11 protein-coding genes are annotated in these 14,786 nt (G+C 70.0%); 2 read left to right on the forward strand and 9 right to left on the reverse strand.

Translation table 11 applies throughout. From position 1 onward, the window contains the following. Positions 1-35: 35 nt before the first annotated feature. The 7 genes from MC380_RS15040 to MC380_RS15070 all read right to left on the reverse strand — a co-directional run bounded on the left by MC380_RS15040 (position 36) and on the right by MC380_RS15070 (position 8,329). Positions 36-767, reverse strand: coding sequence for a YebC/PmpR family DNA-binding transcriptional regulator (locus MC380_RS15040; protein WP_242102833.1), 732 nt, complete (start codon positions 765-767; stop codon positions 36-38). Positions 768-944: 177 nt separating this feature from the next. After that, entirely contained in the window at positions 945-1,559 is a 615-nt protein-coding gene (locus tag MC380_RS15045; protein WP_242102832.1) for an alpha/beta hydrolase, read from the reverse strand. A 163-nt stretch (positions 1,560-1,722) separates the two neighbouring features. Continuing rightward, positions 1,723-2,370 (reverse strand): response regulator transcription factor, encoded by a 648-nt coding sequence (locus MC380_RS15050; RefSeq protein WP_242102831.1) that lies wholly within the window; start codon positions 2,368-2,370, stop codon positions 1,723-1,725. Between the two features lie 32 nt (positions 2,371-2,402). Then, a complete protein-coding gene (locus MC380_RS15055; RefSeq protein ID WP_242165696.1) occupies positions 2,403-3,155 on the reverse strand; it encodes a sensor histidine kinase in 753 nt (250 codons plus the stop codon). Further along, complete coding sequence (locus tag MC380_RS15060; RefSeq protein ID WP_242102829.1) at positions 3,152-6,478, reverse strand: serine/threonine-protein kinase; 3,327 nt, start codon at positions 6,476-6,478, stop codon at positions 3,152-3,154. The genes MC380_RS15055 and MC380_RS15060 overlap by 4 nt, the downstream gene beginning before the upstream one ends. After that, complete coding sequence (locus tag MC380_RS15065) at positions 6,475-7,380, reverse strand: FHA domain-containing protein (RefSeq protein WP_242165697.1); 906 nt, start codon at positions 7,378-7,380, stop codon at positions 6,475-6,477. Before MC380_RS15065 ends, MC380_RS15060 begins: the two co-directional genes overlap by 4 nt. A gap of 115 nt (positions 7,381-7,495) precedes the next feature. Continuing rightward, the gene (locus tag MC380_RS15070) at positions 7,496-8,329 is read right to left on the reverse strand and encodes a DUF6689 family protein (protein WP_242165700.1); all 834 of its coding nucleotides are present in this window, start codon (positions 8,327-8,329) and stop codon (positions 7,496-7,498) included. A gap of 480 nt (positions 8,330-8,809) precedes the next feature. Here MC380_RS15070 and MC380_RS15075 point away from each other — a divergent pair, with 480 nt between their 5' ends. Further along, the gene (locus MC380_RS15075; protein WP_242165702.1) at positions 8,810-11,323 is read left to right on the forward strand and encodes a S8 family serine peptidase; all 2,514 of its coding nucleotides are present in this window, start codon (positions 8,810-8,812) and stop codon (positions 11,321-11,323) included. A 187-nt stretch (positions 11,324-11,510) separates the two neighbouring features. On the opposite strand, the gene MC380_RS15080 is transcribed toward MC380_RS15075, so the two are convergent. Both MC380_RS15080 and aspS read right to left on the reverse strand, forming a co-directional pair. Beyond that, positions 11,511-12,026, reverse strand: coding sequence for a GNAT family N-acetyltransferase (locus MC380_RS15080; protein WP_242165704.1), 516 nt, complete (start codon positions 12,024-12,026; stop codon positions 11,511-11,513). A gap of 115 nt (positions 12,027-12,141) precedes the next feature. Beyond that, complete coding sequence (gene aspS / locus MC380_RS15085; protein WP_242165706.1) at positions 12,142-13,908, reverse strand: aspartate--tRNA ligase; 1,767 nt, start codon at positions 13,906-13,908, stop codon at positions 12,142-12,144. A 132-nt stretch (positions 13,909-14,040) separates the two neighbouring features. Between aspS and MC380_RS15090 the strand changes: the two genes are divergently transcribed. Beyond that, a complete protein-coding gene (locus tag MC380_RS15090; protein ID WP_242102823.1) occupies positions 14,041-14,745 on the forward strand; it encodes a DUF3011 domain-containing protein in 705 nt (234 codons plus the stop codon). Positions 14,746-14,786 lie beyond the last annotated feature (41 nt).

Raw genomic sequence — 14,786 nt, forward strand, 5'->3', positions numbered from 1 at the left:
CGAAGGAGGCGGCGGAGGCGCTGCATCCGGCCAGCTTACGCGTAAGCGCCTTCGGGAAGCTCGGCATTGCTGTAGACGTTCTGCACGTCGTCCATGTCTTCCAGCCAGCGCAGCAGCCTGACGACCTGCTGCGCGGTCTCGCCTTCCACGGCGATGTCGTTGTCGGCGCGCAGGGTGACCTCGGCCAGATCGGGCTTGAGCCCGGCGGCTTCCATCACCGCCTTCACGTCCTGGAAGGCCTCCGGCGCGGTGACGACGTCGATCGCGCCATCTTCGGGATACACCACCACGTCGTCGGCACCGGCTTCGATCGCGGCTTCGGTGACCTTGTCTTCATTCGCGCCGGGCGCGAACGACAGCACGCCCAGCTTCCTGAACATGAAGGCGACCGAACCTTCGGTGCCCAGGTTGCCGCCGAACTTGCCGAAGGCGTGGCGCACGTCGGCGACGGTGCGTACCCGGTTGTCGGTGAGACAGTCGACGATCACGGCCACGCCGCCGGGCGCATAGCCTTCGTAGCGGATCTCCTCGTACTCGACGCCTTCCAGCTCGCCGGTGGCCTTCTTGATCGCGCGTTCGATCACGTCCTTGGACATGTTCACCGCCAGGCCCTTGTCGATGGCGCTGCGCAGGCGCGGATTGCCGGCCGGATCGCCGCCGCCGGCGCGGGCCGCGACCGAGATTTCCCGGATCACCTTGGTGAAGATCTTGCCGCGCTGGGCGTCGACGGCGTTCTTGCGCGCCTCGATGGATGGACCGCGTCCCATGAATCCTGCTGCTGGTGCCTGCGAAGCGGCGGATTATAGGGTGCATTCCGCATGGGGGCGGGGTAGCCGGGTCGTGGGAGCGCGCTTGCACGCGATTGCCTTTGGCGACCGCATTAGACGAGGCCCAAAGTCGAAAGTGATCGCGCGCGAGCGCGCTCCCACAGGATTCCAGGCGGTCTACCGCCGGACGAACCGGCCGTGCTCGAGGAATTCGGCGACCTGCTCGGCCGCCTCGTCGGAAAACATCAGTCCGCTGTGGCTGGCACCCACCACGACATGATCGGCCAGCCCCGGCACGCGGGTCTCGCTGACCGAAACGGTGCCGTCGTGGATCTCGTCGAACCCTGCCACCAGCGCGCCGAGGCCGCGCGGGATGCGCCCGGCGACCATTCCCACCTCCAGCGTCCCGGGCCAGGTCGCGCAGCCGCGGCGCAGCAGCTCGGCACTACGACCCATCCACAGGGACGCCAGCGGCCAGCGGGCCAGCCCGCTGGCGGCGCCGCTGCCGGCCAGCGGCGTGCCCAGGCACACCAGGCGTCGTACCGGCAAATCGGGATGGCGGATCAGCGTCTCCAGCGCGACCAGCCCGCCCAGGCTATGCGCGACCACATCGCACGGAGCGCGGCGCAGGAACGCGGCCAGCCGCGGCGCGGCGGCGTCCGGTCCGCCGACGATGCTGTGATAACCGCAGGTCTGCGCGGCGAAACCGTGCGCCTTCAGCCGCGCGGCCAGCCACAGCATCGCCACGCCCGGCATCCACAGGCCATGCAGCAGGACGACGCGACGGGTCACGTCACTGCCTTTGCAGGATCGGGCGTAGAAGCGACTGCACAAGCGCCTGTAGGAGCGACGTCAGTCACGTGCTCCGTGCGGCAAGACACGGAACGCACGCAAGACACAGGCTCTCGACAGAAAAGCTCGCGACTGACGTCGCTCCTACGCAAACGCGGGTGCATCAGTCCAGCAGCCCCTTGCGCAGCGCGTAGCGGACCAGTTCGGCCGTGTTGCGCACGTCGAGCTTGTCGAGCACGCGGCCGCGGTGGTTCTCGGCGGTCTTGACGCTGATGTCGAGCTTGCGCGCGATTTCCTTGGTGGTCAGGCCTTCGGCGATCAGGTGCAGCACCTCGCGCTCGCGCGCGGTCAGGCTTCCATAGGGATCGGCTCCGCCGCGCTCGGGATGCTGCACCTGCTCGGCCAGGGCCCGGGACGCCTGTGGGCCGAAGTGGCTGCGACCAGCGTGCAGGCTGCGCACCGCCGCCAGCAGCTCGGCGGCCGCGCTGTCCTTGACCAGATATCCCGACGCACCGGCGCGGACCGCCTGCAGGACGTACTCGTCTTCCTGGTGCATGGTCAGCACCAGCACGCGGGTACCGGGCAGTTTCTCGCGCAGGCGCCGCACGACCTCGACGCCGCCAAGCCGCGGCATGGACAGATCGGCCACCACCACGTCGGGGCGGGTGAGTTCGGCTTTCTCGATCGCCTCGATGCCGTCGGCAGCCTGCGCCACCACCTGGACGTCGCCATCGGCCTGCAGCACGCTGACCAGGCTCTCGCGCACCATGGTGTGGTCGTCGGCAATCAACACGCGCACGATCCCCTTCATGCGCGACACGTTGCGCGCCGTGCGACAGGGCGTCAAGCCACGGCGTCGCCTGCAGGCAAGGGCACGACGGCGCGCAGGCGTGTGCCCTGCCCGGCCGCCGAACGCAGTTCCAGCCGCCCGCCGTACAGACGCAGGCGTTCGCGCATGCCCGGCAGTCCGCTGCCGCCCGCGCGCAGCGCCTGATCGACATCGCAGCCGATTCCATCGTCGATCACCTGCAGCTGCAGCTCGCCGCCGCGCGCGACCAGGCGCAGCAGTACGCTCTGGGCCCGGGCATGCTTGCTTGCATTGTTCAGCGCTTCCTGGGCGACGCGGAACAGCAGCGTCTGCAACTCGCCGTCGAGCGGCGGCAGCGGTTCGAGCTCGGTCACCACCCGCATCGGACCGCTCGCATCGATGCTGCGCGCCAGCCATTGCAGCGCCGGCGCCAGACCCAGGTCGTCGAGGATCGGCGGCCGCAGCAGGCGCGAGAGCTGGCGGGTGTCCTCGAGCGCATCGCCGCACAGGTCGACTGCAGCGCCCAGGCGTTCGCGCAGCGGTGCGGCCTCGGCCGGCAGGTCCGCGAGCAACTGCGCGAGGCGATGCTTGAGCGCGGTGAGATTCTGGCCGAGCCCGTCGTGCAACTCGCGGGCCAGGCGCCGGCGCTCATCCTCCTGCACGTTCCAGACGGCGCGCCCCAGGCGCCGGAACTCGCGCTCGTTGGCTTCCAGCCGTTGCAGCAGACGCTGATACTGCGCGCGCAGTGCATCCAGTGGCAATTCCTCGGATCGGGGCGAACCGCTCATCGCGAAGGCTCCGTCGGCGCGGGGTTCGCGGCGATCGCCTGATCGAAGCCGGCACGCAGCGACTGCGGAAGCTGCGCCTGGAATCGCGCAAGCGCTTCCTGCGCCCGCGCGTTCGCCGCCGCCGCGCCGGCGGCATCGCCGCTAGTGGCGCGGGCGCTGGCGCCGAGCGTGTGCAGGGCATACGCGGGCTGTGCATCGCCGGCGCGCAGCAAGGCGGCGGCTTCGTTGTACGCGGTCGTCGCGCCACGCGCATCCTTGTCCGCCAGTGTCTGACGCATGCGCAGGCGCAGCCATTCCAGACGCAGGCCGGCGTGTCCAAGCTCGGACGTGGGGCGATCGAGCGCCGCCAGCTTCGCCCGGTCTTCGCGCGCGTCCGCCAGCGCGATGCGCAGCTGCAATTGGCGCACGCCCGAGGCGCTGGCCAGGCGCCGCGCTTCGCGCAGGCTGCGTTCGGCCTGGTCGCGTTCGCCGCGATCGATCGCGATCCGCGCCGCCAGCCATTGCGCGATCGCTTTCTGCTCGCCCGAGGCGGCCTCGATGTCGTCCGCCAGCGCGGCCAGCACCGTACGCGCCTGCGCGTGGGCGTGCGCGGCCAGCAGCGCTTCGGCGTGCAGCAGGCCGGCATCGCTGCTGCCGCGCACATCCCCGCGCTGGCGGAAGCTGGCTTCCGCCTTGCCGGCCTGTTCGACCGCCGCCTGCAGGTGCCCCTGGTACAGCTCCAGTTCGGCCAGGTTGCGGCGGCTGACCGCGGCTTCCTCGAGCATCTGCTGGCGTTCCGAGAGGGACAGCGACTGCTGCAGCAACTGCCGGGCCTCGGTCCAGCGCCCGCGCGCGGTGGCGAGCAGGCCCAGGTTCTGCATGGTACGTACCCGCCCGGTCTGCTCGCCCAGGGCGGCGTAGGCATCGGCGGCCTGCTGCCAGTACACCTGCGCATCGCCGTAGTCGCCCAGCTGGTAGTGGGCGAAGCCGATGTTGTTCAGCGCCTCGGCGGCGCCGTGCGCATCGCCCACCTGATGCCAGGTCTGCAACGCGCGACGGAAGGCGGCCAGCGCGCTGGGGTAATCGCCGCGCTCCTCGGCGAGCAGGCCCAGTTCGTTGTCCACCGCGGCATGGCCTTCGCGATCGCCGAGCGCGATGTTGAGGGTGCGGGCTTCCTGCAGCGCCTGGTCTGCGCCCGCGAAATCGCCGGTGAGCGACAGCGTGTTGGCCAGGTTGCGCAGGCTGGTCGCCACCCCGCGACGGTTGCCAAGCCTGCGCCGCAGTTCGATCGCCTTGCGGTACTGCTCGGCGGCGTCGGCGGTCTGGCCGAGCCGGCCATAGCCGACCCCGAGCGCGTTGACGGTTTCCGCTTCGCCGAACAGGTTGCGGCTGCGCTTGAATCCGACCAGGGCGCGGGTGAGATGGTCGTCCACAGCAACGCGCGCGTTGCCCTGCAGGATCGAAAGCTTGCCCAGTTCGAACCAGGCGCGCGGATCCTCGGGGTCGCGGCGGGTGAGTGCGTGCAAGGCCTGGACCGCGCCGTCGAAATCGCCGCCGTTGCCGAGTGCCCGCGCGAGCTGGAGCTCGGCCTCGGTGTCGTTGGGCGTGGCCTGCAGCAACGTGCGCCACTGCGCGGCAGCTGCCGGCGCGTCGCCTTCGACCAGCGCGCGCTGCGCCGCCAGCCTGCGCTGCAGGCTCTGCGGCGCGTTGGCGGCCGCGTTCTGGCCGCGGATCGCCGCGTCGGCGGCGCGGTCCTGTTCACCGGCCTGCAATGCCGTCTGCGACTGCGCCAGCCACGCCAGGGCGTACGACGGATCTGCCGCCGTGGCCGATTCGAACGCATCCAGCGCGCTGTCGAGGCGTCCCGACTCCAGCGCAAGCAGGCCCGCCCCATAGGCGTCGAGCGCCGGGGACCGTGCCGGCACAGCCAGTGCGATCCGCCTGCCTTTCAGGCCCAGCGCCGTCGCGGTTGCAGGCGCCGCGGCCCAGGCACGCAGCGCGGCCTCCGGCGCGTTCGCAGGCGGCCCATCGAGTTGCGTGGTTGCGCCCTGATCGCCGACCAAACGCGCCTGGAGCATCCAGCGCCCATCCTGACGTACGAGGCGCGGCTGCAGCACTCGCTGCGCGGCGGCGGCGCGGCGCAGTGCAGCGAAGTCCGGCGCGGCATTGCCCGACGGATCGAGCTGGCGCACCGCCTGCAGACTGCGTTCGCCATCGACCACAGCCATCCCCGGCAGCGCGGCCAGGGCGTCGCGCAGGTGCGCGCCCAGCGCGGCGTCGCGCGCAGGATCGCCGCTGCCGTCCAGCGGCAGGACGAGCAGGCGCTCGAGCGGCCGCGCCGCGACCACGCTCGCTGCAGACGGCACATGCACCCGCCACTGCCACCATCCGATCGCACCCGCTGCAAGCACCAGCACCGCCGCCAGCGCGATCCAGCCGCGCCTGCCCGGATGGAAATCGCGTGCGAGTTCGCGCCGGTCGATCGCCGTCACGACCTCGGTCGCGCTCTGCAGCCGATGCGCGGGCTGCGGACGCAGCAGACGATCGACCAGGCGCGACAGCCAGCGCGGCAGCCCCGGGCGTGCGGTATCGATGGAAGCAGGTGCACGCAGCATGCGCTGCGCCAGCACTTCGGCCACGGTGCCGCCCTCGAACGGCAGCTTGCCGGTGAGCATCTCGTAGAGGATCAGGCCGAGCGCGTACAGGTCGCTGCGCGCATCGGCGGCGTCGCCGCGCGCCTGCTCGGGTGACAGGTAGTCGGGGGTACCGACCACCGCGCCGCCCTGAGTCATGCCGCCGCGCGATGCACCGCTGGTCGCGAGCGAGCGCGCCACGCCGAAGTCGCTGATGTAGGCGTCGCCCTGCGCGTCGAGCAGGATGTTGGCGGGCTTGAGGTCGCGATGCACGACGCCCTTCGCATGCGCCGCCGCCAGGCCTTCTGCGATCTGGCGCGCGAGCTTCAACGCGGCCTCGACCTCCAGCGGTGCCTCGCGGTCGAGGCGCCGGTCCAGCGACTCGCCTTCCACGAAGTCCATGCTGAGCAGCCAGCGGCCGTCGTGCTGCGCGAGATCGTGGATGCGCACCACGCGCGGACTGGACACCTGGCGCGCCAGCAACAGCTCCTGCCGGAACCGCTCGAGCACGTCTCCGCGGTGCGCGAGTTCTGGACGCAGCAGCTTCAGCGCCACCGGCACGTTCAGCGAAAGATCGAACGCGCGGTACACCACGCCCATGCCGCCGATGCCCAGGATCGATTCGATCCGGTAACGGCCACCCAGCACAGTCCCTTGCGGGAAGTCCGACGCGAGGTGCACACCGGTCGCAGTCGCGTCGTGCTCGCTCATCGCGCCCCGGCGTCGTGCGCGGCGACGATGCTGTTCCAGTCGGCCGCCGCGCCGGGCGGCGGCACGTGCGCGGCGAGCAGATCGCTGGTGCGGCGTGCGGCGATCCACAGGGCGGCGCGCTCCGCGAAGGCTTCGAGCAGTTCCTGGTCCAGCGTGGTGACGGGCGGGCCCGGGCGGATGCGATCGGCGTAGATGGCGCCAAGCGGCTGCGCGCCGTCGAACAGCGGAATGCAGACCAGTGCGCTGAGCCCGGCCGCCGCCACGGAGGCGCGCGAGGACAGCCAGGCTTCGCCCTCGATATCGTTGGCGATCACGCTGATACCGGTGGCGAGCGCACGCCGGACCGCGCCGACGCTGCCGGAGAATTCCGGCGAGGCCAGCCGCTGCGTATCCAGCGCCAGGCTGGCGCGCACGGCAAAGCCCTCACCCGCCTGCAGCAGCACGAAGCCGCGCTCGCACTGGGCCAGCTCAAGCACGCCCCGCAAGCTGGCATCGAGCAGTTCGTCGAGCCCATGCACGCCGTCCAGGCGCGCCGTATGCGCCGTGGCCGCCGCACGACGCGCGGCGCGCCCGGCTTCGGCGCGGGCCGCGCTGGCATCGTCAAGCGGCGCGAACTCGCAGTACACATCGCCCAGGCGGATCCAGCCCGCATGCGAAAGCAGGTGATCCGCACCCGCCGCAATCCGGTGACCGCCGACGAAGCTGCCATTCTTGCTGCCCAGTTCGCTCAGCTCCCAGGCGCCATCGCGGTACTGCAGCTGCGCGTGGGCGCGCGAGATCGAGGGGTGATCGATCCGCAGGCCACAGTCCACGCCCCGCCCGATGCGCAGGGTCTCGCCGGGCGCGAGCATGCGCACGATCGCGGCGCGGTCGGGCAGGTGGATCGTCAGGCAGGCGTGCATCGGCGCATCTTAGGGCCGCCCCGGCGGTCGTGCGGGGCTGCGCCACCGCAATGCGCCCGGGTGTTCGGAACGAACCGGGCTTCGGCTACCTGAGCCGCGCGGAAAGCGGCGCCTCTCAGTCGCCGAAATCGCGCAAGTAGGCGATCGAGAACTTCAGCGTGGCAGCGCCGGCGACCAGGTCGCCGGCCTGGTTGTCGGCATCGCGGGTGGCACGCCATTCGTCGGCCAGCTGGTTGCCCGCGCGGGCGAGCGCCCGGCTGGAGACCTGATCGACCGCCGCGATCGCAGCGGCGAAGTCGCCTACCGCGATCGCTGATTCGGCGTCGTTGATCCGCGCAATGAACGGCTGTTGTTCCGTGGTCGGCAGGGTCGCGACGCGGGTGCGCAATGCGGCGATCTTGTCGGCGACGATCGCCCCGGTCTCGCGCAGGTCGGTCAGCACCAGGAACTGCGAGAATCCGCCGGTGGTGCCACGGGCGCGGACGCTGCCGGGCGCGATCTCGTCGGTGATGTCCTGGAATGCGCCGGCCAGCGGCGCCTTGAACAGGCGGTACGAACTGCCCACGCCGTAGGCCAGCGCATGCGTATGCACCTCCACGCGCACGGTGCGGAAGCGCAATCCACCTGCCGCCGGCGGCTCGATGGTCAGCAGGAGTGGGAACGCCGGGTCGATCTGATTGAGCTGCAGGTCCGGCAGGCGCGCAAGCAAGGCGGTGTCGTTCAGGCTCACCAGCTTCGCCTCGAGCCCCAGGCTCGCCGCGCTCAGGCCGGCCACTTCGTCGAAGCTCAGGGTGACATCCGCCAGCGGATTGGCCGGATTGCCCACCACCGCCGTCGCCACATCGCCGGACACGCTGACCTGCACCGGCAGGGTCTGCGCAGCTGCGAACAGCGGGCATAGCGCGAACAGCAACGCCAACGCGCCCGTGAGCATGCGGAACTTGTGCATGGGACCCCCTTCCTGCCCGCGCCGCGGACGCCGTCCTGCGCCGTGCGAGGGAAGTCGAATAACGCCGGCGCCGAAGCAACGGCACCGGGGCCGACCCGTGCAGCGGGGCGGCATGACGTGAACGCTATCTCATTTAACGCGGGCAGTCTGTAGGGGAAATTGCCCAGCCGGCGTGAAGGCTTCCCCGGATACCGGCCTCGGGGACGGGCACCGACGATGGCCCTGCGCTCCGGGGCCGGCCCAGCCGGCGGCGGGGCGCAGGGGCCTGGAAGCCCTTGCCGCGGGACCCCCTCCCGCGGGCGCCAGGGAACGCGCGCCCGGGCGGCGGCGCCCGGGAGCGGCGCCGCCCCCCCCGGGTGATGTCGCTGGGGGTTTTCCCGCGACCGGCCTGATGGTCATCCCCGATGTGCCCGCCAGGCCATGTGTCGAACATGCCCGGGTCCCCGCTGCCTGCGGGTTTTCACACTGGAGAGATGCGCAATGTCCGTTGCCGGTACTTCCATGGCCTCGCGCCGCACGATCCGAATTTCCGCCCTCGCCGCCGGCCTGCTGGCCAGCGGCGTGGCCCTGGCCGACGCCCAGCTCGACCCCCAGCTGGTCTCGAAGATGGCCGCCGCGCTGCCCACCGACGAACTGCAGATCGTGGTCAGCTACGAACAGTCGGTGCCGGTGTCGGCATCGCAGGTCAACGTGCTCAGGTCGCTGGGCATCGAGAAGGGCGTGACCATGCGCACCCTGCCGATCGCCGGCGCCCTGGCCACGCCGGCCGAGATCCGCGCCCTGGCGCAGCGCGATGATGTGGCCTCGATCTACTGGAACGCGCCGCTGCGCTACATGAACAAGGAGGCGCGTGAGATCTCCGGCGCCGCCCGCACGGTGCAGAATCCGGGCGATTTCGGCCAGGCGATTCCCTACAGCGGCCGCGGCATCACCGTGCTGGTCAACGACTCCGGCGTGGACGGTACCCACGAGGACCTGAAGTTCGGCGAGAACCTGGTGCAGAACGTGCTGGGTGCGCAGAACATCCTGGCCGAGCTGGCTGCGGAATTCGCACCGGGGATCGTGCCGGTGACCTACGCCGAGGGCATTCCCAATACCGACCTGGGCTCCGGTCACGGCACCCATTGCGCCGGCACCATCGGCGGCACCGGCGAGCGCTCCAACGGCCTGTATCGCGGCGTGGCGCCGGGCGCGGACCTGGTCGGCTACGGCTCCGGCGCGGTGATCCTGGTGCTCGACGCGGTCGGCGGGCTGGATTACGCGGCCACCCACCAGTTCACCTACGACAGCCCGATCCGCGTCACCAGCAATTCCTGGGGCAGCAGCGGCAAGTTCGACCCGCTCAACCCGGTCAACATCGCCACCTACGAGCTGTACAAGCGCGGCATCGTGAGCGTGTTCGCCGCCGGCAACGACGGCCCGGGCGAGGACACCCACAACCCGTACGCGCAGGCGCCTTGGGTGATCTCGGTCGGCGCCGGCGAAAAGGACGGCGTGCTGACCAGCTTCTCCTCGCGCGGCAAGCGCGGCGAGAGCGGCAGCTTCACCATGCCCGACGGCCGCAGCTGGACCTACTTCAACGAGCCGACCATCGTCGCCGCAGGTGTGGACATCATCTCCGCCCGCGACAGCACCGGCTCGCTGGGCGCGCTGGCGTTGCAGCAGGACGTGGACGGCATCGCACCCGAGCACGTGCCCTTCTACAGCTTCATGAGCGGCACCTCGATGGCCACTCCGCACGTGGCCGGCATCGTGGCCCTGATGCTGGAAGCCAACCCGCACCTGAGTCCGGCGCAGGTCAAGGACATCATCGAGCGCACCGCCACCAACATGACCTCGCGCCTGAGCTGGGAAGCCGGGGCCGGCCATATCAATGCCTATGCGGCGGTGGCCGAAGCGGCCAACGTGCGCAAGGGCTGGGGCGCCACCGTCAACGCGCTGCGCGAGTTCAACGCCAACGCGCTCCTGCTGCCCGGCAGCACCCAGCCGTTCTCGTTCGACTTCTCACCGGTCGGTGCCACCGGCGAGCAGAGCTTCACTGTGGGCAGCGACATCGCCTGGGTCGCGGTGCGCGCGGTAATCGGCGAGAACACGCTGGCCCTGACCCTGACCGATCCGGATGGGATCACCTACGGTTCGGCGATCGCGCTGCCGGTGCTCGGCGACACCGTCACCACCGGCGCCCCGGGCAAGCCGGGCGTGTGGAAGGTGAGCGCGCGCGGCATCGGCTCGGTGTCCGGCACCGACGTCGACCCGCTCAATGCCACCAATGGCTACGGTCTGCCCGGTACGGTCAGCGGCGAGATCAGCATGCTGCGCAGCGGCGGCTATACCGGCATGGACGACGTGGCCAATCACCCGGCGCGCCAGGCGATCGAATTCGCCGTCTCCAACCGCCTGGTCGATGGCTACAGCGACAAGAAGTTCCGTCCCGACCAGGTGCTCAAGCGCAGCGAGCTGGCGCAGTATCTGGTGATGGGTGGCAGCGTGCGCCAGTCCCTGCCCTTCAGCGGACAGGCCAGCTTCGCCGACCTGGCGACCACCAGCCCGGCCTATGCGTATGCCGAATCCGCCATCGCCGCCGGTGCGCCGCTGCGTAACCTGGGCCAGAACCACGCCGGCGTGATGGGCCTGCTCAACGGGCAGTTCCGGCCGCTGGACAGCGTGACGCGGGTCAGCCTGGCGTATTCGTTGGTCCAGGCGATGGGCCTGCAGGACCAGGCCGTGGCCTTCGACGGCGAGCTGACCGCGTTCTACGACGGCAAGCGGATCCCGGTGGAAGATGCCGGTTCGATCGCCCCAGCGCTGCGCGGCTACGTGCAGCAGGCGCTGGACCAGGGCGTGCTCAACGCGCGCTTCACCGTCACCCAGGGGCCGTTCGACCTGCAGCCGACCCTGCACGCCTGGTTCGATCCCGGCAAGACCGTAACCCGTGCGGCCTTCGCGGTGGCGGCCGGTCGCTTCGATTCGGCCTACCGGAGCGCGGAAGACTAGACAGGCGACCCACCCCGTCCGTCTGGCGGCCCGGCGCAAGCCGGGCCGTTTGCCATTGTGGGAGCGGCCTTGGCCGCGAATGCTGTTGCTTGCATGCAGGAACGCCGAAAAGGCATTCGCGGCCAAGGCCGCTCCAACGGGCGGTTTGCCGGCAATCGATCAGAAGGCCACGCGTGGATCGCACACGTTACGCTGGCCGGCGATACATGAACTCGCGATCGCGTTGATTGCCGACCGGGAATTCGTATTCGGCCACGAACTCGAAACCATGCCGCGCGTAGAAGCGCTGTGCGCCGAAGTTCTCCGACCAGACGCTGATCCACAGCGTGCGCGGGCCATCGCGTTCCAGCCAGCGCAACGCTTCGGCGAACAGCTGCCCGCCGACGCCGCCATTCTGTTCGGATGCGCGCAGGTACAGGCGCTTGAGCTCGCCATCGCCTGGCTGCACGTCCGGATGCGGTAGGCCGCAGGGGCCGGCCTGTGCATAGCCGATCGCGACACCGTGGCGCTCGGCGATCCACAGCGCGTACGCGGGATTGGCCAACGTCCGCGCGTAGGCGTCCTCGGAGTGGCTTTCGTCCAGGAAGGTCTGCAGATCCTCCAGCGCATACAGATGGCCGAAGGTCTCGATGAACGTCTGCGCACCGAGTTCGGCGAGCGCGGGTGCATCGGCGGGTACGGCGCGGCGGATGGCGGTCGTCATTCCACGTTCCCAGAGTTTATTGGGCCTGAGCGCAGGGCCGAAAGGCCCGGAGTCGAAAGGCAATGCATGCACCCTCGACTTCGACGCTATGCGCGTACGCTCGGGGCGAACGGGTTCATTTCGCTTCCTTTGCCCGCACCTGCACGTGCACTTCCGCCAGCTGCGCGTCCGGAATCGGCGATGGCGCGCCGGTCATCAGGCACTGTGCGCCGGTGGTCTTGGGGAAGGCGATCACGTCGCGGATCGACTCGGTGCCGGCCATCAGCGCGGCGATGCGGTCGATGCCGAAGGCGATGCCACCGTGCGGCGGCGCGCCGTACTTGAGCGCGTCGAGCAGGAAGCCGAACTTCAGCTCCGCCTCCTCCGCGCCGATGCCGAGCAGCTCGAACACCGCCGACTGCATCGAGGAGCGGTGGATGCGGATCGAACCACCGCCGATCTCGTTGCCATTGAGCACCATGTCGTAGCCGCGCGACACCGCCGTCTTCGCGTTGGCGCGCAGATCGGCCTCGTCGTCGACCGCCGGCGCGGTGAAGGGGTGGTGCAAGGCCACGTAGCGGCCCGCTTCCTCGTCCCACTCGAACATCGGGAAGTCGGTGACCCACAGCGGCGCCCAGCCCTCGGCCACCAGCTTGAATTCGCGCCCGGCCTTGAGCCGCAGCGCGCCCATGAAGTCGCTCACGGTCGCGTACTTGCCGGCGCCGAAGAACACGACATCGCCGTTGCCGGCGCCGACATGGGCGAGCAATGCCTTGAACGCGTCTTCGGCAAAGAACTTTGCGATCGGCGAGCTGACCTCGCCGGTGTCCGACAGCTTGACGTAGGCCAGGCCCTTCGCGCCGTACTTGGCCGCGTGCGCGGCGTAGTCGTCGATCTGCTTGCGCGACAGCGCAGCGCCGCCGGGGATACGCAGCGCGCAGACGCGGCCGCCTTCGACGCCGGCCCAGTCGGTGAACACTTTGAATTCGCTGCCCTGCACCTGCGCGTCGACGTCGACCAGTTCCAGCGCGATGCGCAGGTCCGGCTTGTCCGAGCCGTAGCGGCGCAACGCTTCGGCATAGGTCAGGCGCGGGAACGTGTCGCCAAGCTCGACCTGCATCACCTCGCGGAACACGTCGCGGATCATGGCTTCCACCGTGTCCTGCACGATCTTCTCGTCGACCCATGCGAACTCCATGTCCAGCTGGGTGAACTCGAGCTGGCGGTCGGCACGCAGGGCCTCGTCGCGGAAGCAGCGCGCGATTTGATAATAGCGGTCGAAGCCGGCCATCATCAGGATCTGCTTGAACAGCTGCGGGCTCTGCGGCAGCGCGTAGAACTCGCCCGGATGCATGCGCGCCGGCACCAGGAAGTCGCGCGCGCCCTCGGGCGTGGCCTTGGTCAGGATCGGGGTCTCGATGTCCTGGAAGCCGCGCGCGTCCAGCCAGCGCCGCAGTGCCTGCACCAGCTGGATGCGGGTGCGCATCATCTTCTGCATCTGCGGGGTGCGCAGGTCGAGATAGCGGTATTTGAGGCGGATGTCCTCGCCCGGATTCTCGTGGGCGTGGAACGGCAGCGGTTCGGCCTTGTTGAGCACCTCGATGCGTGCGGCGACGACCTCGACCTGGCCGGTACGGATCTTGTTGTTGACCGATTGCCGGCGGCGCACGGTGCCGGTGACGCGCAGACAGTCCTCGTAGCCGAGCCTGGCCGCGGTCGCGATCACCTCGGCATTGCCCGCGATGTCCGACGGCTCGGCCACGACCTGGACGATGCCCTCGTGGTCGCGCAGGTCGATGAAGCACAGGCCGCCGAGGTCGCGGGCGACATCGGTCCAGCCGCAAAGGGTGACGGTCTGGCCGACCAGGGTCTCATCGACCAGGCCGCAGTAATGGGTACGCATGGGGGCTCCGGGATCGCATGGAGGTCGGCCACCGGCCGATCACCACGCCATTTTAACGTCTCGCAGCTCCAACTCGCGGTTGCCGCCGGCAGGGGCAGTCCGCGCGGCCCACGCCACCCGGGGAATCACGCCATGAATCGCCTGCTCGCACTCGTTCTGCTTGCGCTGTGCCTGACCATGCCGCTCGCCGCACCGGCCCAGACCGGCACGCGCGCGTACGCGCCGGAGAATCTGCGCACGCTCTCCTACGCCGACCAGAGACGTGTGATCAGTCTGGAATATGCAGAACAGTCGAATGGCCGGCGGATCCCGGACGACCAGCTGCGCTTCTACATCGATCAGGTCAACCGCTCCAACTGGGGGTTCAGCCGGATCAAGCAGGACATCGCGCGGTCGCTGGCCGGCAGCGGGCCGCGCCCGCCGGTTCCGCCCGTCGGGCCGCAGCAGGTGCGCTGCGAGAGCACCAATAACCGCCCCCGCACCTGTCCGACGCGCTGGAGCGGGCCGTCGCGGCTGGTTCGCCAGCTCTCCAGCACCCGTTGCATCGAAGGTCGCACCTGGCGCTCGCAACCAGGATCGGTCTATGTCACCGCCGGCTGTCGCGGCGAATTCGCGCCCGGACGTGGGCGCCCCCCGATCGCAGACAACTACCAGGTGACGTGTTCCAGCAACGACAGGCGCTACGCCACCTGCGCATGGGATCGCAGCCGTGGCCGCCCGCGCCTGCTGCAGCAACTCTCCGGCACGGCCTGCATCGAGGGTCGAACCTGGGGCTACGACGCCGCGCGCGGGCTATGGGTAGACGATGGCTGCCGCGGGCGCTTCGGCAATCGCTGAGGGGACAGCCATCGGCATCGCGAGCGTCGCCCCGCCGTGGA

The sequence above is a fragment of the Lysobacter sp. M15 genome (genome assembly GCF_022662515.1).
Taxonomy (GTDB): Bacteria; Pseudomonadota; Gammaproteobacteria; order Xanthomonadales; family Xanthomonadaceae; genus JAKPBU01.

Coding starts and splice junctions, on each gene's coding strand:
- MC380_RS15070 (WP_242165700.1), bottom strand. CDS start 8,329: ATGCACAAGTTCCGCATGCTCACGGGCGCGTTGGCGTTGCTGTTCGCG.
- MC380_RS15060 (WP_242102829.1), bottom strand. CDS start 6,478: ATGAGCGAGCACGACGCGACTGCGACCGGTGTGCACCTCGCGTCGGAC.
- MC380_RS15055 (WP_242165696.1), bottom strand. CDS start 3,155: ATGAGCGGTTCGCCCCGATCCGAGGAATTGCCACTGGATGCACTGCGC.
- MC380_RS15040 (WP_242102833.1), bottom strand. CDS start 767: ATGGGACGCGGTCCATCCATCGAGGCGCGCAAGAACGCCGTCGACGCC.
- MC380_RS15090 (WP_242102823.1), top strand. CDS start 14,041: ATGAATCGCCTGCTCGCACTCGTTCTGCTTGCGCTGTGCCTGACCATG.
- MC380_RS15050 (WP_242102831.1), bottom strand. CDS start 2,370: ATGAAGGGGATCGTGCGCGTGTTGATTGCCGACGACCACACCATGGTG.
- aspS (WP_242165706.1), bottom strand. CDS start 13,908: ATGCGTACCCATTACTGCGGCCTGGTCGATGAGACCCTGGTCGGCCAG.
- MC380_RS15065 (WP_242165697.1), bottom strand. CDS start 7,380: ATGCACGCCTGCCTGACGATCCACCTGCCCGACCGCGCCGCGATCGTG.
- MC380_RS15075 (WP_242165702.1), top strand. CDS start 8,810: ATGTCCGTTGCCGGTACTTCCATGGCCTCGCGCCGCACGATCCGAATT.
- MC380_RS15080 (WP_242165704.1), bottom strand. CDS start 12,026: ATGACGACCGCCATCCGCCGCGCCGTACCCGCCGATGCACCCGCGCTC.